This window comes from Massilia sp. Root418 (assembly GCF_001425265.1).
Classification (GTDB): Bacteria; Pseudomonadota; Gammaproteobacteria; order Burkholderiales; family Burkholderiaceae_D; genus Rugamonas.
The window spans coordinates 1111933-1135477 of record NZ_LMEC01000001.1; the positions used below are offsets into that span (position 1 = coordinate 1111933).

Annotated in this window: 20 protein-coding genes; 8 read left to right on the forward strand and 12 right to left on the reverse strand. The window is 65.7% G+C overall.

Features of this window, described 5'->3' with window-relative positions; translation table 11 throughout:
- The first annotated feature begins 2 nt into the window (after positions 1 to 2).
- Positions 3 to 911, forward strand: coding sequence for a cation diffusion facilitator family transporter (locus ASC94_RS04635; protein ID WP_056391350.1), 909 nt, complete (start codon positions 3 to 5; stop codon positions 909 to 911).
- A gap of 111 nt (positions 912 to 1022) precedes the next feature.
- Here the strand turns inward: ASC94_RS04635 and ASC94_RS04640 are convergent, their stop codons facing one another.
- The 3 genes from ASC94_RS04640 to ASC94_RS04650 form a co-directional block, all read right to left on the reverse strand.
- A complete protein-coding gene (locus tag ASC94_RS04640; RefSeq protein WP_056391353.1) occupies positions 1023 to 3272 on the reverse strand; it encodes a bifunctional (p)ppGpp synthetase/guanosine-3',5'-bis(diphosphate) 3'-pyrophosphohydrolase in 2250 nt (749 codons plus the stop codon).
- Between the two features lie 67 nt (positions 3273 to 3339).
- Positions 3340 to 3690, reverse strand: a complete 351-nt coding sequence (locus ASC94_RS04645; protein WP_056391356.1) for a RidA family protein — start codon at positions 3688 to 3690, stop codon at positions 3340 to 3342.
- 24 nt (positions 3691 to 3714) lie between these two features.
- Positions 3715 to 4596: an alpha/beta fold hydrolase gene (locus ASC94_RS04650; RefSeq protein WP_056391359.1), complete on the reverse strand. Its 882-nt coding sequence runs from the start codon at positions 4594 to 4596 to the stop codon at positions 3715 to 3717.
- A gap of 113 nt (positions 4597 to 4709) precedes the next feature.
- On the opposite strand from ASC94_RS04650, the gene ASC94_RS04655 reads away from it, so the two are divergent.
- Positions 4710 to 5504, forward strand: coding sequence for a 3-hydroxybutyrate dehydrogenase (locus tag ASC94_RS04655; RefSeq protein WP_056391362.1), 795 nt, complete (start codon positions 4710 to 4712; stop codon positions 5502 to 5504).
- Between the two features lie 162 nt (positions 5505 to 5666).
- The gene (locus ASC94_RS04660; protein WP_056391365.1) at positions 5667 to 6989 is read left to right on the forward strand and encodes a dicarboxylate/amino acid:cation symporter; all 1323 of its coding nucleotides are present in this window, start codon (positions 5667 to 5669) and stop codon (positions 6987 to 6989) included.
- Between the two features lie 7 nt (positions 6990 to 6996).
- Here ASC94_RS04660 and ASC94_RS04665 read toward each other — a convergent pair whose 3' ends face one another.
- Positions 6997 to 7665, reverse strand: a complete 669-nt coding sequence (locus ASC94_RS04665; protein ID WP_056391368.1) for a VPLPA-CTERM sorting domain-containing protein — start codon at positions 7663 to 7665, stop codon at positions 6997 to 6999.
- Positions 7666 to 7676: 11 nt separating this feature from the next.
- Positions 7677 to 9410, reverse strand: coding sequence for a rhamnogalacturonan lyase B N-terminal domain-containing protein (locus tag ASC94_RS04670; RefSeq protein WP_082616161.1), 1734 nt, complete (start codon positions 9408 to 9410; stop codon positions 7677 to 7679).
- Positions 9411 to 9598: 188 nt separating this feature from the next.
- Between ASC94_RS04670 and ASC94_RS04675 the strand changes: the two genes are divergently transcribed.
- The gene (locus tag ASC94_RS04675; protein WP_056392147.1) at positions 9599 to 10066 is read left to right on the forward strand and encodes a GNAT family N-acetyltransferase; all 468 of its coding nucleotides are present in this window, start codon (positions 9599 to 9601) and stop codon (positions 10064 to 10066) included.
- Between the two features lie 41 nt (positions 10067 to 10107).
- Here the strand turns inward: ASC94_RS04675 and ASC94_RS04680 are convergent, their stop codons facing one another.
- Positions 10108 to 10758 carry a CoA transferase subunit B gene (locus ASC94_RS04680; protein ID WP_082616162.1) on the reverse strand — a complete coding sequence of 217 codons (651 nt, stop codon included), beginning with the start codon at positions 10756 to 10758 and terminating at the stop codon, positions 10108 to 10110.
- A 9-nt stretch (positions 10759 to 10767) separates the two neighbouring features.
- The gene (locus tag ASC94_RS04685; RefSeq protein WP_056391373.1) at positions 10768 to 11466 is read right to left on the reverse strand and encodes a CoA transferase subunit A; all 699 of its coding nucleotides are present in this window, start codon (positions 11464 to 11466) and stop codon (positions 10768 to 10770) included.
- Between the two features lie 106 nt (positions 11467 to 11572).
- On the opposite strand from ASC94_RS04685, the gene ASC94_RS04690 reads away from it, so the two are divergent.
- On the forward strand, positions 11573 to 12133 hold the full coding sequence (locus ASC94_RS04690; protein WP_056391375.1) for a LuxR C-terminal-related transcriptional regulator: 561 nt from the start codon (positions 11573 to 11575) through the stop codon (positions 12131 to 12133).
- Positions 12134 to 12153: 20 nt separating this feature from the next.
- Here the strand turns inward: ASC94_RS04690 and ASC94_RS04695 are convergent, their stop codons facing one another.
- A complete protein-coding gene (locus ASC94_RS04695) occupies positions 12154 to 14655 on the reverse strand; it encodes a tetratricopeptide repeat protein (RefSeq protein WP_056391378.1) in 2502 nt (833 codons plus the stop codon).
- Positions 14656 to 14706: 51 nt separating this feature from the next.
- Positions 14707 to 15483, reverse strand: a complete 777-nt coding sequence (locus ASC94_RS04700) for an SDR family oxidoreductase (protein WP_056391382.1) — start codon at positions 15481 to 15483, stop codon at positions 14707 to 14709.
- Between the two features lie 173 nt (positions 15484 to 15656).
- On the opposite strand from ASC94_RS04700, the gene ASC94_RS04705 reads away from it, so the two are divergent.
- From ASC94_RS04705 to ASC94_RS04715, 3 genes are all read left to right on the forward strand, one after another.
- Positions 15657 to 17333 (forward strand): electron transfer flavoprotein-ubiquinone oxidoreductase, encoded by a 1677-nt coding sequence (locus ASC94_RS04705; protein WP_200955546.1) that lies wholly within the window; start codon positions 15657 to 15659, stop codon positions 17331 to 17333.
- Positions 17334 to 17562: 229 nt separating this feature from the next.
- The gene (locus tag ASC94_RS04710) at positions 17563 to 18456 is read left to right on the forward strand and encodes a flagellin (protein WP_056391388.1); all 894 of its coding nucleotides are present in this window, start codon (positions 17563 to 17565) and stop codon (positions 18454 to 18456) included.
- Positions 18457 to 18552: 96 nt separating this feature from the next.
- A complete protein-coding gene (locus ASC94_RS04715; RefSeq protein WP_056391391.1) occupies positions 18553 to 19500 on the forward strand; it encodes a flagellar hook-length control protein FliK in 948 nt (315 codons plus the stop codon).
- A 45-nt stretch (positions 19501 to 19545) separates the two neighbouring features.
- On the opposite strand, the gene ASC94_RS04720 is transcribed toward ASC94_RS04715, so the two are convergent.
- Genes ASC94_RS04720 through ASC94_RS04730 form a run of 3 tightly spaced genes read right to left on the reverse strand, consistent with a single transcriptional unit; the run spans position 19546 to position 23541 of the window.
- Entirely contained in the window at positions 19546 to 21633 is a 2088-nt protein-coding gene (locus tag ASC94_RS04720; protein WP_056391395.1) for a flagellar biosynthesis protein FlhA, read from the reverse strand.
- On the reverse strand, positions 21633 to 22769 hold the full coding sequence (locus ASC94_RS04725; protein WP_056391398.1) for a flagellar biosynthesis protein FlhB: 1137 nt from the start codon (positions 22767 to 22769) through the stop codon (positions 21633 to 21635). The genes ASC94_RS04720 and ASC94_RS04725 overlap by 1 nt, the downstream gene beginning before the upstream one ends.
- Positions 22762 to 23541 (reverse strand): flagellar biosynthetic protein FliR, encoded by a 780-nt coding sequence (locus ASC94_RS04730; protein ID WP_056391401.1) that lies wholly within the window; start codon positions 23539 to 23541, stop codon positions 22762 to 22764. The genes ASC94_RS04725 and ASC94_RS04730 overlap by 8 nt, the downstream gene beginning before the upstream one ends.
- Positions 23542 to 23545 lie beyond the last annotated feature (4 nt).

A 23545-nucleotide genomic window follows, 5' to 3' on the forward strand; every position in this document is an offset into this window, starting at 1 on the left:
CCATGCACATCGACACCGACACCGCCCACCTGCACGCGCACCGCGCCGGCGACGCCAAACACAAACACTACACCGGAGACCGCAGCCTGAAAGTGCTGGGCTGGGCGGTGGCGCTGACGCTGGGCTTCGCGGGCGTGGAAGCGGTGTCCGGCTTCCTGGCCAATTCGCTGGCGCTGATCTCGGACGCCGGCCACATGGTGACGGACGCCGCCGCGCTGGGCCTGGCCCTGCTGGCGCAGCTGATCGCCAAGCGGCCGCCGTCGGCGCGCTACTCCTTCGGCTACGGCCGCGCCGAGGCGCTGGCCGCCTTCGTCAACGGCTTGCTGATGCTGGGCGTGGTGGGCTGGATCGTGGTCGAAGCCGTGCAGCGCTTCGGCGCGCCGCAGCGGGTGCAGGGCGGCATGGTGTTCGTGGTGGCCGGCATCGGCCTGTGCGTGAACCTGGCGGTGGCGTGGGTGCTGTCGCACGACAAGAAAAGCATGAACACGCGCGCCGCGCTGGTGCATGTGATGGGCGACTTGCTGGGATCGGTCGCAGCGCTGGTGGCCGGCGCGGTGATCTGGTACACCGGCTGGATGCAGATCGATCCGCTGCTGTCCATCCTGGTGTCGCTGCTGATACTGAAATCGACGGTGGAAATCCTGCGCGAGTCCTACCACCACCTGATGGAAGGCGTACCGGGGCAGATCGACTACCTGCAGGTGGGCGCGGACCTGGAACAGGTGGCCGGCGTGGAATCGGTGCATGACCTGCACGTGTGGTCGATGTCGCCCGGCCAGCCGGCGCTGATCGGGCATATCGAAGTGCGCGACCTGCAAGACTGGCCGGCCATCCTGGCCGCCATCAAGGCCATGCTGCTGGCGCGGCATGGCATCGACCATGTGACGCTGCAGGCGGAGCTGGCGCAGTAGCGGCGGATTACGGCGCTGCGCGCCTAATCCGCCCTACGAATCGCCGCCCTCGGGGCAGGACCGCCGCCCGCAGGGCGGATCAGGCGCCGGGCGCCGTAATCCGCCATTGCGTCAGGACCGGCGCGCCTCCAGCACGCCGCTGACTTCGGCGATCGCCGACAAGGCCTTCTGCAGCTGCGCGGTGGAGCCGATTTCGGCCGTGAAGGTCATGCGCGCCTGCCCTTTCGCGCTCTGCGTGTTCACGCCGATCACATTGAGCTTTTCGCGCGAGAAGATCTCGGAAATGTCGCGCAGCAGGCCCTGGCGGTCGCCCGCCAGCACAAAGATGCCGACCGGGTACACCGTTTCATTGACCCCGCGCCCCCACTCGGTGACGATCACCCGCTCCGGCGCCTTGGCGCGCATTTCGGCGAAGTTCTTGCACGTGGCGCGGTGGATGGACACGCCCTTGCCGCGCGTGACGAAGCCGACGATGCTGTCCGGCGGCGCCGGCTTGCAGCACTTGGCCAGCTGCGTCATCAAGCCGTCCGTGCCCACCACCAGCACGCCGGACTTGGCGCCCTGCTCCACGCTGGAGGCGCGGCTCTTGCCCAGCACTACCGCGTCTTCCACTTCGGCCGGCTCGCCCGTGTCGTGCAGTGCCTGCTCCACGTGGCGCAGGCTGAATTCTTCCTTGCCCACCGAGATGAACAAATCATCCACCTTGGCGAAGCCCAGCTTGTTGGCCAGCGCCTCCAGGTTGACGGCGGTCTTGCCTTCGCGCTGCAGCGATTTTTCCACCATGGCGCGGCCGTGCGACAGCGTTTCCTGCTGGTCGATGGCGTGGAACCAGGCCCGGATCTTGGAACGCGTGCGGGTCGCTACCGTGTATTCCGGATTGAGCCAGTCGCGCGACGGTCCGGCCGTGCCGGGCGCGCCCTTGGCGGTGATGATTTCGCAGGTCTGGCCGTTCTTCAGCGGCGTATTGAGCGGCACCATGATGCCGTCCACGCGCGCGCCGCGGCAGCGGTGGCCCACGTCGCTGTGCAGGTGGTAGGCGAAGTCGATCGGCGTGGCGCCCACCGGCAGCTCCAGCACCCGCGCCTGCGGCGTGAGCACGAAGATGCGGTCGTCCAGCGAGGCCGACTTGAGCTTTTCCACCCATTCGCGCTGCACGTCTTCCTGGCCCACCACGGTGTCGGCCACGTCGGATTTCCAGGCCAGCAGCTGGCGCAGCCAGGCGATTTTCTCATCGTATTTCTGGCCCTGGAAGTTGGAGCCGCCCTCTTCCTTGTAGCGCCAGTGCGCCGCCACGCCGTACTCGGCGAAGTTGTGCATTTCCTGGGTCCGGATCTGCACCTCCAGGGGGCGGCCGTCGTCGGCCGTCACCACCGTGTGCAGCGAGCGGTAGCCGTTCGGCTTGGGACGCGAAATATAGTCGTCGAATTCTTTCGGGATCGGGGTCCAGATGTTGTGCACCACGCCCAGCACGGTGTAGCAGGTTTTCACGTCGTCGACGATGACGCGGAAGGCGCGTACGTCGTACAGTTCCGTGAAATCGAGCTCCTTGCCGCGCATCTTGCTCCAGATCGAGTAGATGTGCTTGGGCCGGCCGAACACTTCGGCCTTGATGCCGGCGCCGTTGAGTTCATTTTGCAGGCGCGTGATGGAGGACGACACGAAGCCCTCGCGCATCATGCGCTTTTCTTCCAGCATCTTGGCGATGCGCTTGTACGTCTCGGGCTCGATGAAGCGGAACGACAAGTCCTCCAGCTCCCACTTGAGCTGCCAGATGCCGAGGCGGTTGGCCAGCGGCGCGTACAGGTCCAGCGTTTCGCGGCCGTAGGCGTGCGTCACCTCGTCGAAGCGCTTGATGTCGGCGAAGTAGCGCAAGGTGGTCACGCAGGAGGCCAGGCGCACCAGCACCACGCGCATGTCGCTGGCCATGGCCAGCAGCATCTTGCGCAGCGTTTCCACCTGCGCCACCGCCTGCTGGGCGGCGTTCTTGCCGCGTCCCGGCGCGCTGGCCGGGTGGGTCTGGGTCAGCTCGCGCAGGCGGATCAGCTGGCGCACGCCGCTGACCAGCTCGGCCACGGCGGGCCCGAACCGGGGTTCGATCTGCGGGGCCTGGGATGGATCGAGCAGGGTGGCTTCGAACATCAGGCCGGCAATGCGGGTTTCCGCATCGATGCGCAGGAAGGCCAGCGTGCTCGCCACGCCGACGGCGAAGTCGAACGCGCTCTGGCCGCTGCTGCACATCTTGTCGCCATACGCTGCGCTGGCCAAGTCTAGCGCGGCCAGCACCCGCGCGCCGTCTTCGGCCGACAGGCCCTGGACCAGCTGGTCCGACGTTGCGCTGTTGAGCGCTGCGATAGAAACCATGTTACCTCTCAGTTACCGCTTACTTCAGTTAAAACCGGTGCCGCTCCCGGGGGAGCGGCCATTGCCATTAACGCTGTGCTGCGACCACCACCACTTCCACCAGGCAGGCCGGGTTGGCCAGCTTGGCTTCCACGGTGGCGCGCGGCGGGGTGTGGCCCTGGGCCACCCAGCTGTCCCACACTTCGTTCATGGCCGGGAACAGCGCCATGTCCTTGATGTAGATGGCGGTGCTCAGGATGCAGGTCTTGTCGCTGCCGGCTTCGGCCAGCAGGCGGTCGACGGCAGCCAGCACTTCCTGGGTCTGGCCGGTGATGTCCTTGCTGGGGTCTTCGGCAATCTGGCCGGCCAGGTAGACGGTGCCGTTGTGGATGGCGACTTCGGACAGGCGTTTGCCAACGTGCAGGCGGGTAATTTCCATACTTTTCTTTCTTTATAGATAAGATTACAGGTCAAGTAAAAACTTCCTGGCGATGGCGATCTGGTCGTCATGCAGGAAGGTGGGAGCGTGACCGACGTCCGGTATCTCCACCAGCGTGGCTTTTGGCCCACGCTGCGTCATGCTCAAAGCGGTCGCGGGCGACAGCAGATCGGATTGCGCGCCGCGCACCAGCAGGGTCGGACAGCGGATCGCGTCATAGGCGGCCCACAGCATGGCCTCGTCGGCGCGCGCCGATTCCGGCGTGGCCGAGCGGAACGGCTGGGCCAGCCCCATATCGTAATGGCGCACCCACTGGCCGTCTTTGTCCTGGCGCAATACATCGGCGGCCAGCTTGTGCCACTCCGCGTCGCTGTGCCGGCCGAAGGGCACCGACACGTCGCGCACGAATTTGGCGCCCAGCTCGAAGCTCGGGAAGCGCAGGTCCTGGCCGATGTAGTCGCCGATGCGCTGCAGCGCGTCCGGGTCCAGCACCGGGCCGATGTCGTTGAGCACCAGCTTGCTGACCGGGCTGTCCGGCAGCGAGGCCAGGCCCATGCCGATCAGGCCGCCCATCGAGGTGCCGAACCAGTCCACGCTCTGGCGCGGACCGCGCGCGGTCACGCGCGCCACCAGGGTCACCATGTCGGCCACGTACTGCGGCAGGCGGTACAGCTCGGGGTTGCGCAGGCGGCCGGAGCGGCCGCGGCCCACCACGTCGGGCGCCACCACGCGGTAGTGGTCCGCCAGGGCGCGCGCCATGTTGTCGAAATCGTCGGACACGCGGGTCACGCCGTGCACGCACACCAGCACGTTGGGGTTGTCTTCGTCGCCCCATTCCTTGTAGGCCATCTGGTGCAAGCCGCTGGGCGAAATGCACTGTACAGACTTTATTTTTGCCTCGATCATGCTGATTCCTTTTTTTCAACGTACGACATTTTACCCGGCGTTGCGCTTAAAATCTTGAAGAAGTGTAGCGCACGCATTTCCCATCGACAAACAACCCTGCATAAAGGACCACCATGGCCAGCACCCTCCTCCGCGGCAAGACCGCACTTGTCACCGGCTCCACCTCCGGCATCGGCCTGGGCATGGCGCGCGCGCTGGCGGCCGAAGGCGCCAACATCGTCTTCAACGGCTTCGGCGACGCCGCCGAAATCGCCCAATTGCAGAGCGACACGGCGCGCGAGTTCGGCGTGCAGGCGGCCTATCACAACGCCGACATGTCGAAAGCCGCCGACATCGCCTCCCTGTTCGCCTTCGCGGCCGACAAGTTCGGCGGCATCGACGTGCTGGTCAACAATGCCGGCATCCAGCACGTGGCCAACGTGGAAGACTTCCCGGTCGAGAAATGGGACTCCATCATCGCCATCAACCTGACGTCGGCCTTCCACACCTCGCGCCTGGCGCTGCCGCACATGCGCGCGCAGAACTGGGGCCGCATCATCAACCTGGCCTCGGCCCACGGCCTGGTGGGTTCGGCCGGCAAATCGGCATACGTGGCCGCCAAGCACGGCCTGGTGGGCCTGACCAAGGTCACCGCGCTGGAAACGGCGCAGACCGGGGTAACCGCCAACGCCATCTGCCCCGGCTTCGTGCTGACCCCGCTGGTGCAGAAGCAGGTGGATGCGCGCGCCCTGAAGGACGGCCTGAGCAACGAGGAAGCCAAGCAGGCGCTGCTGGCCGACAAGCAGCCCTCGGGCGAATTCGTCACGCCCGAGGAACTGGGCGCGCTGGCCGTGTTCCTGTGCAGCGACGCGGCCAAGCAGGTGCGCGGCGTGGCCTGGAATATGGACGGCGGCTGGGTGGCGCAGTAAGGCGGGGCACTCGGCATGGCCAGGCGCGGGCGCTGCCCGCGCCATGGTGGCCATTGTGGATGTCCGCAATGTGGTTAACCGCAATAGTGATTGCCACAATAGTCCACACAGTTATTTTCCCTCATGATCGGCCTCATTCGATTTATCAATGGGGAGACGAGCATGAAAAAACCATTCTACAAAGTCCTGTACGTACAGGTCTTGTTCGCGATTGCGTGCGGCGTGCTGATGGGCATTTACCTGCCCACCGACGCCGTGGCCATGAAGCCGCTCGGCGACGGCTTCATCAAGCTGATCAAGATGATCATCGCCCCGGTGATCTTCTGCACCGTGGTTTCCGGCATTGCCGGCATGCAGGACGTCAAGAAAATCGGCCGCGTCGGCGGCAAGGCCCTGCTGTACTTTGAAGTGGTGTCCACCTTCGCGCTGGTGATCGGCCTGTTCGTGGCCAACCTGCTGCGCCCGGGCGACGGCTTCAACGTCGATCCAGCCACCCTGGACACCAAGGCCATCGCCCAGTACACCGAGAAGGCCAAGCACCAGACCACCACAGACTTCGTGATGAACATCATCCCGAACACCGTGGTGGACGCCTTCGCCAAGGGCGACATCCTGCAAGTGCTGCTGATTTCCGTGCTGTTCGGCTTCGCGCTGTCGCTGCTGGGTGAAAAAGGCCGTCCGCTGGCCAAGCTGATCGACGACCTGGCGCACGCCATCTTCGGCATCGTCAACATCGTCATGAAAGTGGCACCGATCGGCGCGTTCGGCGCCATGGCCTTCACCATCGGCAAATACGGCATCGATTCGCTGCTGCCGCTGGCCAAGCTGATGGGTTCGTTCTACCTGACCTGCTTGCTGTTCATCTTCATCGTGCTCGGCTCGATCGCCAAGTTCACCGGCTTCTCGATCACCCGCTTCATCAACTACATCAAGGAAGAACTGCTGATCGTGCTGGGCACCAGCTCGTCGGAAAGCGCCCTGCCTTCGCTGATGCGCAAGCTGGAAAAACTGGGCTGCGCCAAGCCCGTGGTGGGCCTGGTGGTCCCGACCGGCTACTCCTTCAACCTGGACGGCACCAACATCTACATGACCATGGCGGCCCTGTTCGTGGCCCAGGCCACCAACACCGACCTGACCCTGGGCCAGGAACTGACCATCCTGGCGGTGGCGATGCTGACCTCCAAGGGGGCGTCCGGCATCACCGGCGCCGGCTTCATCACCCTGGCCGCCACCCTGGCCGTGGTGCCGACCATCCCGGTGGCGGGCATGGCGCTGATCCTGGGTATCGACCGCTTCATGAGCGAGGCCCGCGCGCTGACCAACTTCATCGGCAACGGCGTGGCCGCCGTGGTGGTGTCGAAGTGGGAAAACGAGCTGGACATGGACACCATGCAGCGCGAACTGGCCAACCCTTCGGCCATGGGCGACAGCTACGCCGCCGAGCCGGCGGCCGTCCCGGCACCGGCACCGGCCAAGGCGGCGTAATTCCCCGCTAGCCTCCCCCTGCGGCGGTGCGCTTCCTGCGCACCGCCGCCAGTCCCAGCAGCCCTCCAGCCAGCAGCAGCGCCGACGCCGGTTCCGGCACCCCCACCCTCACCTCATCGATCGCGCTGCCGCTGAAACCGCTTTGCCGGTTGGCGGTGGAAAAGGCGTAATAGCGCACTTCGTCGAAACCGCCCGCGTCGGCCAGGCCCAGCACCGCGCCGTGCGGCTGGCTGAAATTGCCCGCCCCGGTCTGCACGCTATCGTTGAACGTCTTCCAGTAGCCGTTCAGGTTCAGGTAGCTGCTGTCCGCCGCAAACTCCACCTTGTAGAAGTCCAGCCCGCTCGCCAGGCGGATGCTGATGTAGACGTTGTTGCCGGACGAGGCCATGTAGTTGCCGCTGAAGGCCGGGCTCAGGTCGGCGGGCGCGTGGTAGCAGTTCACGCCCGCGTAGCCGCAGCCGTTGTTGTTGGCCGAACCGTTGTAGGCAAACAGCAGGCCGTCCTCCACATAGCCGCTGGCCATGCCGGTGTTGAGCTCGAAGTGGGCGGCGTTGGTGACGGTCTTCACCGCCGAGCCGCTGCCCAGGGTGGCCAGCACGGCAGCGGCCGCGCCGCCCGGCAGCAGCATGGGGGCGCAGGCGGCTGCCAGCACGCAGCACAGGGTACGCTTCTTCATCGTCGCGCGCCTCATTGCCGCACCATGTCCACGGCATCCCAGGCATAGCCCGGGCTCAAATAGGTGACGCCGCTGGAGCCGCTGATGGCGGTCAATGTCAGCACGTTTTGTCCCACCTGCAGTTCCGAGGCTGGCACGCTAAAGGTGTACATAGTGTTGTTGCCGCGATAGGTGCCCACCGTGAGCGTGCGGGTGGACGGCTGCGTGGACGGCGCAGGATTGGCCGGTATCCAGCCGTTGATCTGGGGCTTGGGCCGGCCGCCCGCGAAAGCGGCGGTAATGCCCAGGCGCAGCTGGTAGTCGGCGATCTGGCTCTGCGTGAGGTTGAACTTGATGGTCAGGGTGCCGTTCACGTCCTTCCACTGGTAGGCCGGAAAGCCGGTGGCGGCATTCGCGCTGCCAACCTGGTACTCGCCCGGCGCCCAGGACGCCATGCGCACGTCCGACGGGTGCATGGTGGTGAGCTTGCCGCCATTGATGAACTCGGCCGGCGTACCGTCCCAGTCGCCGATGCGCCACAGCGGCGCCGCCGCGCTGGGGTCGCCCGTGATGGCGATGGTGTTCAGCGCCACCGTGCCGCCCGCTGTCACGGTCACGCTGCGGGTATCGACCGCATACTCGTTCTTGTAGACTTTCATGGTGTACGTGCCAGGCAGCATGCCGGCGCTGTCGAAGTGGCCGGTGGCCGCGTCGGCCTTGGCCCAGTATTGCGCGGTGGCGTTGGCGAAGCCCACCGTGTACTCGTAGCCGGGATCGCGCCCCGTGATCCCCACGCCCGCCACGCGGCCGCGCCCCGCCGGGCCCACGTAGCCCGTCAAGCCCAGGCCGCTGAAGAAGGAGGTATCCACCGCGCCGGGGGCGCTGCCGTCGTTGAACACCAGGGTGTAGCTGTTGAGGATATTGGTGCGCAAGGCCTCGGTCTGCGCCTCGCCGTAGTTGACGATGTAGGTCAGCTCCTGGTTGGTGGCGGTGGCCTGGTTCAGCAGGCTGCGGTAGAACGGTCCGCCGGAATTGCCCTCGTTGTTATCGCGCACCACCCACATGCCGGCCGTGGCGCTGGTGGCGCCGATGTACTGCCAGTCCTTCAGGCGCATATTGGAATAGTGCTTGGAGCGGGTTTCGCCGTTCGGCAGGCCAAACACATCGCCCGACTCCACCGTGCTGGTGGTGCCGCGCAGGTCGGACGGCACCGGGCCGTTGGGCAGTGCGCCGATCGGCACACGCAGGATGAAGCGCGCCAGGTTCAGCGTGTTGGGCTCGCTGGTGAAGTAGGTACCCATGTAGATGTTGTTGATGCCCTTCCTGACAATGTAATAGTGAGTCAGGTTGCCCGCCACGACCGTCACCTTGATGGTGTCCGTGCCCACCGTTTCAGCATTCACGCTGACGGCGGATATGCCGGTGTACAGGTAGTCGAAACCCGAATTGACCTGGCTGCCGCGCGACTGGTCCTGGTACTGCACGCCGTTGTAGACCATGGAGGCGATGTCGCCGGCCGACTGGGTGCTCACCCCGTTGTCGGTGCGGCGGATCTTGAACACCAGGCCGGCGCCGGTATCGACGGTGTAGAAGTTGGCGTCCGAGCTCAGGCCGAAGCTGGCAGCCTCGGCCAGCGCCGAGCTGCCGCTCAGCGCGAGGCGCAGCGGGGCCTTGGCCTGGCTGGACTCGACGGGGTCGCTGCCGCCGCAGCCGGCTGCCAGCATCAGCACGGCGAGGCCGGCCGCCGGGGTCTTCAGGATTTGCATGGTGTCTCCAATTGTTAATTTTTTGTAGGAGAACCAAGTATCAATTTCTCTTCTTCAGGAGGTCAACAGCGCATGCCGGCGTGGCGCCAAAGAATCACCGTGTTGATTGGCCGGACCGCTTTGGCGGCGCGAAAGCGGCTGAAAAGCCACATTTTGCGGGCCAGGGCGGGATGCGGTAGAGTATGGCCATGACAACCACCATTACCCGCGCCACCCTCGCCGACCTGCAAGATACCCAAGCCCTGCTCTACGAGTACTTCGACGCCATCGGCGTGGTGGTGCGCGACGCGCCTGAAGACATCATCGCCTTCCTGTCCGAACCGCACTCGGCGCTTTGGCTGGCTTACGAAGACGGCCAGGCGGCCGGCTGCGTCGCCCTGCGCGCCCTGCCGCTGCCGGACACGGCGCGCGCCACCGAGTGCAAGCGCCTGTATGTAAAGCCCGCGTTCCGGGGCCGCGGCATTGCCGCTGCGCTGCTGGAGGCGATGGAAACGCACGCCGTCGCCAGCGGCGCCGCCTGGATCTACCTCGACAGCAAGGACGACCTGGCCGAAGCGCTGCGCCAGTACCAGCGCCGCGGCTACCAGCCCTGCGCCCGCTACAACGACAACCCGCAAGCCACCATCTTCATGCGCAAGGCGCTGGCGCAGGCGTAAAAAAAGCACGCCGCAGCGTGCTTTCCAGGGGCCGCGCCGGCTTACAGCGCGGAGAAGTCCAGCCCGGCGCCGGTGGCGGCGGCGATCTGCTCTTTGCTCACGCCCGGCGCCAGTTCTGTCACCTTCAGGCCGGCCGGGGTCACTTCCATTACGCCCAGGTCGGTAATCACCAGGTCCACCACGCCCACGCCGGTCAGCGGCAGGTCGCATTTCTTGAGCAGCTTGTGCGAAGTGCTGCCGTCCTTGGCGGTGGCCACGTGCTCCATCAGCACCACCACTTTTTTCACGCCGGCCACCAGGTCCATGGCGCCGCCCATGCCCTTCACCATTTTGCCGGGGATCATCCAGTTGGCCAGGTCGCCCTGCTCGGACACCTGCATCGCGCCCAGGATGGCCAGGTTGATCTTGCCGCCGCGGATCATGCCAAAGGAATCGGCCGAGCTGAAGTAGGCCGAACCGGGCAGCGCCGTCACGGTCTGCTTGCCGGCGTTGATCAGGTCGGCGTCGATTTCCTCTTCGGTCGGGAAGGGGCCGATGCCGAGCAGGCCGTTTTCCGACTGCAGATACACTTCGATGTCGTCCGGCACATAGTTGGCCACCAGCGTGGGCAGGCCGATGCCGAGGTTCACGTAAAAGCCGTCCTGCAGTTCCTTTGCCGCGCGCGCGGCCATTTCATCACGAGTCCATGCCATGTCTGTCTCCTAGTTGGCGCGCACGGTGCGCTGTTCGATACGTTTTTCCGGCGTCGCGTTCACTACGATGCGATGCACGAAAATGCCCGGGGTATGCACGGCGTCCGGATCGATCTCGCCCACTTCCACCAGCTGCTCGACTTCCACGATGGTGATCTTGCCCGCGGCGGCCACGTTCGGGTTGAAGTTGCGGGCCGTCTTGCGGAACACCAGGTTACCGGCCTTGTCGGCCTTCCACGCTTTCACCAGCGACACGTCGGCCACCAGCGAGCGCTCCATCACGTACTGCTCGCCGTCGAATTCGCGGATTTCCTTGCCGTCGGCAACGATGGTGCCCACGCCGGTCTTGGTGAAGAAGGCCGGGATGCCGGCGCCGCCGGCGCGCAGCTTCTCGGCCAGGGTGCCTTGCGGCGTGAACTCCAGTTCCAGCTCGCCGGCCAGGTACTGGCGCGCGAATTCCTTGTTTTCGCCCACGTAGGAGGCGATCATCTTGCGGATCTGGCGCGTTTCCAGCAGCTGGCCCAGGCCGAAGCCGTCCACCCCGGCGTTGTTCGAAATGGCGGTCAGTTGCTTGACGCCGCTGTCGCGCAGGGCGCCGATCAGCGCCTCGGGAATGCCGCACAGGCCGAAGCCGCCGACGGCAATGGTTTGCCCATCCTGCACAATACCGGCCAGGGCGGCGGCGGCATCGGGATACACTTTATTCATACATCTCCCTTATGTTTTGATAAGCTTGCACTGTTGTTCACATGGGGTATCAGCATAGAATACGCCTAGTGAAACCACAATACCGTAGAACTACCGGCCCGCAACGATGAACGCACCGCTCGCAATCGACTACGAAACCATCTTCCTGCATGCGCCGGTAGGAATGTGCATCTCGGAGAACCGCACCATCCAGTCCTGCAACGAGGCGCTGGCCGCCATGTTCGGCTATCCGCGCGAAGCGCTGGTGGGCAAATCGTTCTGCCTGCTCTACCCCTCGCCGGACGAGTTCATCCGCACCGGCGACCGCATCATCCCCATCATGAACGCCAAGGGCCGCTATTCGGACGAGCGCATCATGCGCCGCGCGAACGGCGAGCTGTTCTGGTGCCACGTGACCGGCCACGCGCTCAGGGCGCGCGAGCCGCTCGGGCCCGGTATCTGGACCTTCGAGGACGTGAGCGAAAAACGCCCCGTGACGGCCGAGCTGACCCCGCGCGAACGCGAGATCGCCGCGCTGCTGGTGGAGGGCAAGACCAGCAAGGTGATCGCGCGCCAGATCGACCTCAGCCCGCGCACGGTGGAAATGCACCGCGCGCGCCTGATGCGCAAGTTCGAGGCGGCCACCTCGTCCGAGCTGGTGCACAAGCTGGTGGGCGTGCAGCTGTAGCGCGGCCCCCGCAGGCCAGTTCAGGCCCGCAGCCCATATTCCCGCAGCAGTGCCCGCGCGCCTTCGCGCACCGCTTCCGCGTCCCCATCCCCCTCATCATTCTGCTCGGCAAGCGCGGCGCGCAGGCACGCCAGGGCTGCCGCGTCGTCGCGCGCGCCGCCGTATTCGCCCAGGTGCAGGCGCGCCAGGCCCAGGTGGCCGTCGGCGCAGCCGTTTTCGACGGCCAGCGCATAGTACTTGCTGCTGCGCCTGATGGCGGCCGCGTGCGCGCCGCGCTCGCCCGCCTGCGACGCTTCCAGCGCCAGTTCGCCGTGCAAATCGCCCGCCAGCAGGCAGCCCACGCCATCCGCTTCCCGGTAGCTGTTGCTGCGCGCCGACTTCTCGAAATAGTCCAGCGCTGCCTGGCGGTCGGCCGGGCCGCCCCAGCCGTTGAGCCAGCACAGGCCGGCGTTGCGCTGCGGCAGCGCGTCGCAGTATTCGCCCCGGTCGGCCAGCTCGATCAGCATGGCGCGGGCGCGCGGCTGGTCCTGGGGACCGCCCTGGCCGTTGAGCAGCATGCAGGCAAAGCTGTGCGCGGCGCGCCACTTCTCCGGCGCCAGCGATTCGTACAGCGCGCGGGCGGCAGCCAGGTCTTGCCTGCAGCCGGTGCCGTCTTCCAGGAATTCGGCGTGCATCAAGCGCGCATCCTCATCGCCGGCGGCGGCTGCGCGGCTGATCCAGTAGAACACCTGGACGGGGTCGGCCGGCACGCCGCGTCCGCCTTCGAAGAGCGCCGCCATCATCACGCAAGCCTTGGCGTCACCTGCCAGGGCGAGCCGCATCTGATAGTCGAAGTCGGCTTCTTCGCGGCCATCGGCATGCAGGCGCCAGCCCTCGCCACCGCGCCACATGAGCGCGCCGCGCTCCTCGGCCCAATCCTTGGCCGCCTGCACCGCCAGCATGATGGCGCTGTACTGGTCGTCTTCCAACGCCGGATCGGGGCCGAGGCCCTCATAGGCGGTGGCGGAAAGCTGCCGGCCCTGCTCGTCGTACAGGTGGTAGCCTTCGCCGGGGCGGCGCAGCAGCATGTGCACGCGCTTGCCGTCGTACAGCAGCCACGCCTTCTCGAATTCGCACGGCAGGATTTCGCGCCCCGCCCCGCCCGACCAGACGCCGAACAGCCTGGCGCCGCGCCGCACCTTGAAGAACTGCGGCACGCCGTCGTACTGGCCTTCCACGGTGGGCTGGCCGCTGCCGGCGTCCACCCGCCAGGCTTCGATCTTCGTGTACTGGGCCGGTATCAGCACGCTGCCGTCCGCCAGGAAGGCGCCGGCCAGCCTTGCCTTCTTGCTGGGCACGGCCAGGTAGACCGTGCGGCTAAAGCCGGGCGAGGACGCGTCCGGTTCGGCCAGCACACTCAGCTTTTCGAACGCCACCGGCAAACCGGGCCCGCCGCTGCGCTGCCAGGTGCCGACCAGGCCGTCCCGGCGCAGCAGTGCGTCGCCGCCGAACCGGAGTTCTTCGAGTTCGTCGCAATCGGATGTGAACCAGGGGCGGCCATCTTCGAAGAACAGCTCGAACGGGTCGCCTGCCGCGCGCTGGCCGATCCAGGCTTGCAGCGTGTCGCGGTATTCCAGTTCGGAGAACGCGGGCGCCAGCACGAAGTGGCCGCGCCGGTCGATCAGCCCCTGCCCCTCGCTGGTGCGCACCCAAGCCACGCCGCAGGCTGCGAACTCGCCCGCTTCCAGGTAGCGCGGCGCGATCGCCATGGCACAGTCTTCATCGAGGTAGCCGTACAAGCCGTCCAGCGCCGCGACGGCCATGCCGTGCTCGTGGCCGTAGGCATCGCTGAAACGCGGCGCGACGGCCCAGCTGCCGTCCTGGCGCAGGTAGCCGAAGCGATCGCCGACGCGCGCCACGGCCAGGCCGGTGCCGTCGAAGTCGAACAGCTCGTCCGCGCAGGGCGCCAGCAGCACCGTGCCGTCCGGGCGTTTCAGCCCGAACTTGCCCTTGCGCTGGAAGATTTGCACTTCGTCCGCGCCGGCGGCCGGCAGGTGCAGCGTGTCCAGGCCCAGTGACAAGGCGGCGTTCGCGGGATCGAACTGCAGCAGCCCGCCCAGGGCGGCATGGTCGCCGTCCGCCATGGCCGCCTGCAGCGCTTGCCACAGCTGGGTGCACTGGTCCAGGAAGGACTCCGCATCGGCGCCGTCCAGCATGAAGTATTCGTTCAGGTCGGCCGTATAGGCGGCGCCATCGCAGCCGCCCAGGAACTGCCGGGCCGCGCCTGCCGCGTCGGCGTAGCGCGCCGGCTGCGCCAGCAGCGGGTGGCCGGCGGCGAAGTCCAGCAGCAGGCCGATGCGGCGCTCGGCTTCGGTACGCACGGCGTACAGGCCCGCGCTCACCGAGGGCAGGAATACTTGCTGCGCGTCCTGCGCCGGACCGGTGGCGCCGGCGCTCAGCAGCACCCGCCACAAGGGCGGGATCCAGTTGTTGGCTTCGGCCACGGCGTCCAGCAGCGCCGGCTCGCCAGCGACGTCCGGCATGCCGCTGCAGGTGTAGAGAAAACTGCGGTTACCCACGCCCGGGCCGCGCCGTTACATGGCGGTCATGCCATCGTCGGCGGAAATCACGGCGCCGTTGATGAAGTGCGAGTCGTCGCCGGCCAGCAAGAGCAGCAGGCCGTCCAGGTCTTCCGGCTTGCCGGGCCGGCGGCGCGGCAGCATGTCGATCAGTTTGCGGCCCTGCTCGCTGGCAAAATAGTCTTCGTTGATCTCGGTGGATATATAGCCGGGGCAGATGGCGTTGGTGTTGATGCCGTATTTGCCCCACTCCACCGCCATGGCCTTGGTCATCTGCACCACGCCCGCCTTGCTCATGCAGTACACGCCGATCTGCGGCAGCACGCGCAAGCCCGCCACGGAGGCGATGTTGATGATGCGGTGCTGCTTTTTCGGGTCGCCCTTGGCGCGCGCGATCATGCGCTTGGCGGTTTCCTGCGCCACGAAGAAGGCGCCGCGCAGGTTGGTATCCATCACAAAGGCATAATCCTCGGGCGTGACGTCCACCAGCCGTTGCGTGGTGGAGACACCCGAATTATTGACCAGGATGTCGATCTGGCCCGCTTCGGTCTCGGCATGCGCAATGGCGGACTTGATGCTGGCGTAGTCGGTCACGTCCAGCGCCACCACGTGGGCCGCCCCGCCGTCCGCTTCGATCTCGGCGCGCAGTTCCTTCAGGCGCTCGATGCGGCGCGACGCCAGCACCACCTGGGCGCCGGCCTGCGCCAGCACCTTGGCGAAGCGGGCGCCGAGTCCGCTGGAAGCGCCGGTCACCAGCGCAATCTTGCCTTCAAAGTTCACTTCTATACCCACGGCGCGGCTCCTGTATCGGTTATTGGCATGTACGTAATCATTACACAAAATGCCAGTATTAGATTGCGGCGTCTAAGATTGTCCCGCAAAATGGCGCCCATCTTGCTAAACTGGCGGAAAAGAAGCACACTCGTGCTAATTTCTTGCCTCATTCTTATAAAAAGTTACAGACCATGACACAAGCAAACTCCCTGCTGGAACAATACGGCCCGCGCGACGCAATGGAATATGACGTCGTGATCGTCGGCGGCGGCCCCGCCGGCCTGGCTGCGGCCATCAAGATCAAGCAGCTGGCTGCGGAAAAATGCCAGGAGGTGTCGGTCGTCGTGCTGGAAAAAGGCGGCGAACTGGGCGCCCACATCCTGTCCGGCGCCGTGATGGATCCGAAGGCGCTGACCGAGCTGATTCCCAACTGGAAGGAACTGGGCGCGCCGCTGAACACGGAAGTGACCGAAGACCGCTTCCTGTTCATGACCGAAAGCAAGGCTTACCAGGCTCCCAACATGCTGCTGCCGGCCTGCTTCCAGAACCATGGCAACTATGTCATCTCGCTGGGCAACGTGGTGCGCTGGCTGGGCCAGCAGGCCGAAGCGCTGGGCGTGGAAATCTTCCCCGGTTTTGCCGCCGCCGAGGTGCTGTACAACGACGACGGCTCGGTCAAGGGCATCGCCACCGGCAATATGGGCGTCAAGCGCGACGGCGAGGCCGGTCCCGACTTCCAGCTGGGCATGGAACTGCACGGCAAGTACACCCTGTTCGCCGAAGGTGCGCGCGGCCACCTGGGCAAGCAGCTGATGGCCAAATTCGACCTGAACAAGGGCAAGGATCCGCAATCCTATGGCATCGGCATCAAGGAACTGTGGGAAATCGACCCGGCCAAGCACAAGCCCGGCCTGGTGATCCACACCGCCGGCTGGCCGCTGGACGCCAAGACCTACGGCGGTTCCTTCCTGTACCACCTGGAAAACAACCAGGTCATGGTGGGCTACGTGGTGGGCCTGAACTATGAGAATCCTTACCTGTCGCCGTACGAGGAATTCCAGCGCTACAAGACCCATCCGGCCATCCGCACCTTCTTCGAAGGCGGCAAGCGCATTTCCTACGGCGCCCGCGCCATCACCGCCGGCGGCCTGCAATCGCTGCCCAAGCTGGTGTTCCCGGGCGGCGCGCTGATCGGCTGCGATGCCGGCTTCCTGAACATGAGCCGCATCAAGGGCTCGCACGCTGCCATCAAGACCGGCATGCAGGCGGCGCAGGCGGCCTTCGACGCCCTGGCCGCCGGCCGCCAGCACGACGAACTGGCTGCCTACCCGCAGGCGTTCGAACAGTCCTGGCTGCACGAGGAGCTGCACGTGGCGCGCAACGTCAAGCCATGGCTGAGCAAGGGCCTGTACCTGGGCGCGGTGATGACCGGCATCGACCAGCTGATCCTGCGCGGCAAGGCGCCCTGGACCCTGCACCACAGCCACGGCGACCACGAATGCCTGAAGCCGGCCGCCAACTTCCAGCCCATCGCCTATCCCAAGCCGGACGGCAAGCTGACCTTTGACCGCCTGTCGTCGGTGTTCATCTCGAACACCAACCATGCCGAGGACCAGCCTATCCACCTGACCTTGAAGAACGCCAGCGTGCCGGTGGACGTGAACCTGGCCAAGTACGCCGGCCCGGAGGCGCGCTACTGCCCTGCAGGGGTGTATGAATTCGTCAAGACCGACGAAGGCCAGGACCGCCTGCAGATCAACGCCCAGAACTGCGTGCACTGCAAGACCTGCGATATCAAGGACCCAACCCAGAACATCGTCTGGGTGACGCCGGAAGGCGGCGGCGGTCCCAACTATCCCAACATGTAAGCCCGCCAACTGGCAATAAAACAACAGCGCAGCGCCCCCGGGCCCTGCGCTGTTGTGCTTTTGGAACCATACCCGGAGGCCGCCGCCAGTCGATTTTTAAGGTAAGCAATTTTTTTTACGAAATTTCTTCAAAGCACTTAATGCCCGCTTCCAAACGGTCGTCTTGTACTTGGGAGAGCGCAGAAAAGTACCGCTGCTCTGAATCGAACCCACCTACCAGGAGTTATTCATGCTGAGTCTTCACACCAACGCTGCGGCCCTTTCCGCACAAAATTCGATCTCCCGCACGCAGAACAGCCTGTCCACGTCGATGACTCGCCTGAGCACCGGCTACCGCATCAACTCGGCAATGGACGACGCCGCCGGCCTGCAGATCGCAACCCGCCTGAAAGCCCAGACCAGCGGCATGGCAGTTGCAATGCGCAACACCCAGAATTCCATCTCCATGATGCAGACCGCTGAAGGCGCTCTGGACGAGACCACCAACATCCTGGTCCGCATGAAAGACCTGGCTACCCAGTCCGCCGACGGTTCCTCGACCGACGACGACCGCACCGCGATGCAGTCGGAATACGACGCGCTGACCATGGAACTGAGCAACATTCTGTCGAACACCTCGTTCGGCGGCACCACCCTGCTGAGCACCAAGGCCGACTCCAAGTTCAACGCCAAAGTGACCTTCCAGATCGGTTCGTCGAAAGGCGAAACCATGGACGTCGACCTGACCGCCACCGGCGACAGCTCGCTGACCGACATGCACGCCGACATCGTTGCTGCAGCAACCAACTACAAGTCGGACGGCACCGCCACCGCCACCGCTGGCTCCGAGATCGCTACCTCGACCGCCGCCAACACCAACATCGACACGCTGAAAACCGCGATCGACTCGGTTGCCAAGACCCGTTCGGCCCTGGGTGCTGCTTCGAACCGCCTGGACCACGTGTACAACAACCTGTCGAACGTCTCGACCAACACCAAAAACGCAACCGGCCGTATCATGGACGTGGACTTCGCTTCCGAATCGGCTTCGATGACCTCGAGCCAGATGCTGCTGCAAGCCGGCACCGCGATGCTGAAGCAAAGCAACAGCCAGTCCTCGCTGGTTCTGTCCCTGCTGCAATAATAGCCAGGGTGTTCCGGGCGCCCGCGCGCCCGGGAGCACAAGAGCCAACCGGACTTCCGGTTGGCTTTTTTTGTTTAAGAGCAGTATGCTTCTTCTATGGCAATAGACCGACTCTCACCGATCAGCTCCTCGCTCAACATCCCCGACCGGGTGGTGCGCGAACAGCCCGGCCAGCCCCAGCCCATCCCGCCCGTGGTCCAGGTCCCCGGCGAGGAGGCCAGCTTCTCGCTGCCGCCCGGCCTGTCGCAGGCGCTGAACGGCGTGGCCGACGCGCAGGAGGCCTTGCTGTCCCAGCAAGGCCTGAAGTCGCTCGCCAATGGGGTGCAGGCGCAGGTAGCCCACCTGGCCGACCCGGCCGCGCTGCGCCCCGATCAATTGCAGATGTCGCGCCAGCTGGTATGGCAGCAGCCGGACGCCAACACCATGGCCATGTCGTGGGCGGTGATGGTGCGCACCTACGGCGAACAGCGCGCCGCGCTGATGGAACAGGCCCACGGCCGCCACCTGCCCTCCGGCCTGTTCATGACCGAGCACGGCCAGTCCGCCATGCGCGAAGGCCGCGTGACGCCGCAGATGCTCAGTGAAATGGAATCGTGGCGCTTCGCCGTCTATGCCTGGGGCGCGGAAAAGCTGGTGCTGCGCGTGGTCTCGCGCGACCCCGGCCAGCAGGACGAGCCGCGCCGCCGCCGCGCGCGCGTGGCGATCCGCCTGGAGCTGCACATCGAAGGCATGGGCAAGGTGCTGGTGCAGATGGAGCCGGCCGGCGACGGCGTGGTGCTGGAGATCGGCGCCAACCAGAACGCCACCATGCAGTTCATGCGCGACATGCTGCCGGAACTGGCCGCCATCGTCAGCCGCAACGGCCTGTCGCTGGTGCGCTGCCACCTGATGCGCGAGCTGGCGCCGGTGCGCGAGGAATACAACAACCCCACCCGGGTGCAAACCGCCATGCTGACCCAGGCCATCTTCAAGGCCATGGCGGAGACCGCCGTGCTGCTGTCGATGCCGCAGCAGCCCAAGGACCTGTTCTCGGCCTCGGCCTAGGCCTGGACCGGACCGCCCCCCGCCGCCGCGACTGCGGCCTGGGCGCTAGCCCACCGTACCAATAATGCTCACTTCACGGTTTTCCGGCACTTCATTGTAGGACAGCACATGCAGGCCCGGCGCGAACAGGCGCGCGTAGCGCGCCAGCAGCGGGCGGATCTGCGGCAGCACCAGCAGCAGCGGCGGCGTGGCCTGCTGCTTCATCTGCTCGCGCGCCACCGGCATGTTGACCTGCAACTGGGCCAGCAGGTGCGGATCGATAGGATAATTGTCCAGCACCACCTTGCCGCTCTGGCGCGCCTGGTTCAGCGAACCAAGCAGCATGTTTTCCAGCTCGCCGCCCAGGTTGAAGGCCAGCATCTCCGACTTCTGGCCAAACAGGCCGGTGACGATCTGGCGCCGCAGCGCGCAGCGCACCTCGGCCGCCAGCAAGATGGGGTCCTTGGTGGTTTCCGAGCTGTCAAGCAAGGTGGTGGCGATCGGCACGATGTCCTTGAGCGACACGTTCTCGGCCAGCAGCACGCGGAACACCCGCAGCAGCTGGGTGTGCGTGAGCGCCTTGTCCAGCGAGGCGGCCAGCTTGGGCGACAGCGCGCCCAGCCGCTCCAGGATGGCCGGCACGTCCTCGTGGCGGAACAGCTCCGGCAGGTATTCGCGGATCAGCTTGGAGACGTGGGTGGCGATCGCGCTGGGCGCCTCCACCACCTGGTAGCCCAGGCCGAGGGCGTGGGCTTTTTCCGACGATTCTATCCAGATCACCGGCATGCCGTAGGCCGGCTCCACGCCGGGGATGCCGTCCAGCTTGCCGTACACGGTGGGCGACGGGATGGCCATCAGGCGGTCGGCAAACACTTCGGCCTGCGCCACCACGCTGCCGCTGAGCACCACCGCGTATTGCGAGGGCTTCAGGCCGAGGTCGTCGCGCACCGCCACCGGCGGCAGCACCATGCCCATGGACTCGGACAGGCTCTGGCGCACGCCGCGGATGCGCTTGGTCAGCGGCTCGCCGTGCGCCTTGTCGATCAGGCTCACCAGCTTGTAGCCCAGGGTCAGCTGCAGCGGCTGCACGGCCGGCAGGCTCTGCCATTCCAGCTCGGGCGCCTTCTCTTCGCGCAGCGCGGCCTCGATGGCCTGGATCGCGCTGGTGTCCGGCGCCTTGACCTTGGTGCCCAGGCGCCAGGCCACATAGCCCAGCACGCCGGCAAAGGTCAGGAACATCAGCCACGGCATGCCCGGCACCACGGCCAGGATGGCCATCAGGCCGGCCGCGCCGCCGATCACGCTTGGCGAGGTCAGCAGCTGGTTCTTGACGGTGTCCTCGAAATCGCCCGCATCGCTGATGCGGGTCACCAGGATGGCCGAGGCGGCCGACAGCAGCAGCGCCGGGATCTGCGCCACCAGGCCGTCGCCGATGGTCAGCAGCGCGTACTGGCGGAAGGCGTCGCCGAACGACATGTTCTGCATCAGCGCGCCGATCGCCACGCCGCCCACCATGTTGATGATCAGGATCAGGATGGAGGCGACCGCGTCGCCGCGCACGAACTTGGAGGCGCCGTCCATGGCGCCGTAGAAATCGGCCTCCATGGCCACGTCGCGGCGGCGCACCTGCGCCTGCTCCTGGTTGATCAGGCCGGCGTTCAGGTCGGCGTCGATCGCCATTTGCTTGCCCGGCAGCGCATCCAGGGTGAAGCGCGCCGACACCTCGGAAATCCGCTCGGCACCCTTGGTGACCACGATGAAGTTGATGATCATCAGGATCACGAACACCACCAGGCCGACCACGAAATTGCCGCCGATGACGACATTGCCGAAGGCCTCGATCACCCGGCCGGCCGCCCCCGTGCCCTCATGGCCCTTGAGCAGCACCACCCGGGTCGAGGCCACGTTCAGGGTCAGCCGCATCAGGGTGGTGGCCAGGATCACCGTCGGGAACACCGAGAAGTCCAGCGGCCGCTTGGCCGACACGCTGACCAGGATCACGATCAGCGCCAGCACGATGTTGAAGGTGAACAGCACGTCCAGCAGGATAGGCGGCAGCGGCAGGATGATCATCCCGAGGATGGCCATCACGAACAGCGGCGTGGCGAACTTATGGCGGCGCATTTCGGCGACGAGTCGGTTCAGGAAATTCATCAGGGTCTTACCTCACTCATGGAAGATGGCACGTCGACGTCCACCGGCAGTCCGGGCTCGGCGCTGCGGCGTCCGGCGCGGAACGCCTTGATCTGCAGCACGTAGTTGAGCACCTGCGACACGGCCTGGTACAGCTGTACCGGGATCTGCTGGTTGACCTGGCTGGTATTGTAAATGGCCCGCGCCAGCGGCGGCAGGGGCAGGATTTCGATCCGGTGTTCCTGGGCGATCTGGCGGATGAACAGCGCCATCTCGTCCACGCCCTTGGCCAGCACAAAGGGGGCTTCGGCGCGCTGCTCGTCGTACTTGAGCGCCACCGCGTAGTGCTCGGGGTTGACGATCACCACGTCGGCGTTGGGCACGGTCTTGCGCGCGGCGCGCTGGGCCAGCGCGCGCTGCAGCTGGCGCACGCGCTGGCGCACTTCGGGCCGCCCTTCGCTGCTCTTGTATTCCTCTTTCAAATCCTGCTTGCTCATGCGCTGGTTCTTGGCGTAGAAAAAGGCCTGCGCCGGCACGTCGACGATGGCGAACAGCACGAACACCGATATCAGCGCCATCAGCCCGTCCAGCATCAGCGCCGAGCCGTTCAGCAGCGCCTCGTTGAGCGGCATGCCCTGCAGCCGCGTATAGTCGCGCACGCTGGACGTGCCCACGTGCACCAGCACCCAGATCAGCACGCTGGACTTGGCCAGCGACAGGCCGAACTCGAAAGCGTGCTTGCCGGAAAACAGCCGTCCCAGGTTGGCCACCGGGCTGAAGCGCTCAAGCTTGGGTTCCCAGTGCTTGCCGGAAAACACCCAGCCGCCCGGGATCATGCTGCCCAGCACGATGGCCATCGGCACCACGAACAGCGGCAGCAGCATCTTGATCAGCAGCATCATGGAGGTCATGAAGATGGCGGACAGGGTGTTCTCCAGCGCGCCCTGGCTGTCGTACTGGGCAAAGCTCTGGTGGAACAGCTCGCGGAAGTCCATCAGGTAGGACGGCAGCAGCCAGATGAACAGCTTGAGCGTGACCAGGATGCCGAGCGCGGTGGCCAGGTCGCGCGAGCGCACCACCTGGCCCTCCTCGCGTGCCTTCTTCAGCTTCTGCTGTGAAGCCTTTTCTGACTTGTCGCCTGTGCTGCTCTCAGCCATGGGCCACCTGCATCTGCTGGCGTATCATTTCCAGCACGCGGCCGGTCATGCGGATATAGTGCTCGGGGATGAAGCGCACCACCTGGCCCAGCATCAGCAGGCCGAAAATGGTGATCACGGAAAAGCCCAGCGCGAACAGGTTCAGGGTGGGCGCGACCCGGTTCAGGAAGCCGAAGCCGATCTGCACCACCATGGTGGCGAACACGATGGGGATGGCCAGCAGCATGGCGGCGGCGAAGATCCAGGCCACGTTCCAGGCGATGGTCTGCAGCAGCAGCGGATGGTAGCCGCCGCCCAGCGGCCAGGCCTGGAAGCTGCCGCCGATCACGCCGGCAATCACCAGGTGGCCGTCGATGGCGAAGAACACGATGATCACCAGCATCGACAGCAGCGCCGACACCACGTCCGAGGACTGGCCGTTGACCGGGTCGTTCATCACCGCCATGGAAAAGCCGATCTGGCTCGACACCACGTAGCCCAGCACCATCATCACCGAGACGCTGAAATGGAAGGCCAGGCCCAGCACCCCGCCGATCACCGCCTGCTCCAGCGTGGCCACCGCGCCGTGCAGGGAAATCGGGTCGATGGCCAGCGCGTTGCTGGTCAGCGGCAGCATCAGGATGGACAGCACCAGCGCGGTCAGGATGCGCACCGTCACCGGCACCATGGCCTCGCCCAGCACCGGCGCCGCGCTCAGCATGGCCAGCACGCGCACGAAGGGCCACCACCAGGCGTTAAGCAGCGGCAGCAACTGGGCCAGTACCGATTCCATGGCC

Coding starts and splice junctions, on each gene's coding strand:
- ASC94_RS04690 (WP_056391375.1), top strand. CDS start 11,573: ATGAACGCACCGCTCGCAATCGACTACGAAACCATCTTCCTGCATGCG.
- ASC94_RS04655 (WP_056391362.1), top strand. CDS start 4,710: ATGGCCAGCACCCTCCTCCGCGGCAAGACCGCACTTGTCACCGGCTCC.
- ASC94_RS04725 (WP_056391398.1), bottom strand. CDS start 22,769: ATGGCTGAGAGCAGCACAGGCGACAAGTCAGAAAAGGCTTCACAGCAG.
- ASC94_RS04720 (WP_056391395.1), bottom strand. CDS start 21,633: ATGAATTTCCTGAACCGACTCGTCGCCGAAATGCGCCGCCATAAGTTC.
- ASC94_RS04710 (WP_056391388.1), top strand. CDS start 17,563: ATGCTGAGTCTTCACACCAACGCTGCGGCCCTTTCCGCACAAAATTCG.
- ASC94_RS04650 (WP_056391359.1), bottom strand. CDS start 4,596: ATGATCGAGGCAAAAATAAAGTCTGTACAGTGCATTTCGCCCAGCGGC.
- ASC94_RS04670 (WP_082616161.1), bottom strand. CDS start 9,410: ATGCAAATCCTGAAGACCCCGGCGGCCGGCCTCGCCGTGCTGATGCTG.
- ASC94_RS04715 (WP_056391391.1), top strand. CDS start 18,553: ATGGCAATAGACCGACTCTCACCGATCAGCTCCTCGCTCAACATCCCC.
- ASC94_RS04645 (WP_056391356.1), bottom strand. CDS start 3,690: ATGGAAATTACCCGCCTGCACGTTGGCAAACGCCTGTCCGAAGTCGCC.
- ASC94_RS04730 (WP_056391401.1), bottom strand. CDS start 23,541: ATGGAATCGGTACTGGCCCAGTTGCTGCCGCTGCTTAACGCCTGGTGG.
- ASC94_RS04680 (WP_082616162.1), bottom strand. CDS start 10,758: ATGGCATGGACTCGTGATGAAATGGCCGCGCGCGCGGCAAAGGAACTG.
- ASC94_RS04635 (WP_056391350.1), top strand. CDS start 3: ATGCACATCGACACCGACACCGCCCACCTGCACGCGCACCGCGCCGGC.
- ASC94_RS04695 (WP_056391378.1), bottom strand. CDS start 14,655: ATGCCGGACGTCGCTGGCGAGCCGGCGCTGCTGGACGCCGTGGCCGAA.
- ASC94_RS04705 (WP_200955546.1), top strand. CDS start 15,657: ATGACACAAGCAAACTCCCTGCTGGAACAATACGGCCCGCGCGACGCA.
- ASC94_RS04665 (WP_056391368.1), bottom strand. CDS start 7,665: ATGAAGAAGCGTACCCTGTGCTGCGTGCTGGCAGCCGCCTGCGCCCCC.
- ASC94_RS04675 (WP_056392147.1), top strand. CDS start 9,599: ATGACAACCACCATTACCCGCGCCACCCTCGCCGACCTGCAAGATACC.
- ASC94_RS04685 (WP_056391373.1), bottom strand. CDS start 11,466: ATGAATAAAGTGTATCCCGATGCCGCCGCCGCCCTGGCCGGTATTGTG.
- ASC94_RS04640 (WP_056391353.1), bottom strand. CDS start 3,272: ATGGTTTCTATCGCAGCGCTCAACAGCGCAACGTCGGACCAGCTGGTC.
- ASC94_RS04660 (WP_056391365.1), top strand. CDS start 5,667: ATGAAAAAACCATTCTACAAAGTCCTGTACGTACAGGTCTTGTTCGCG.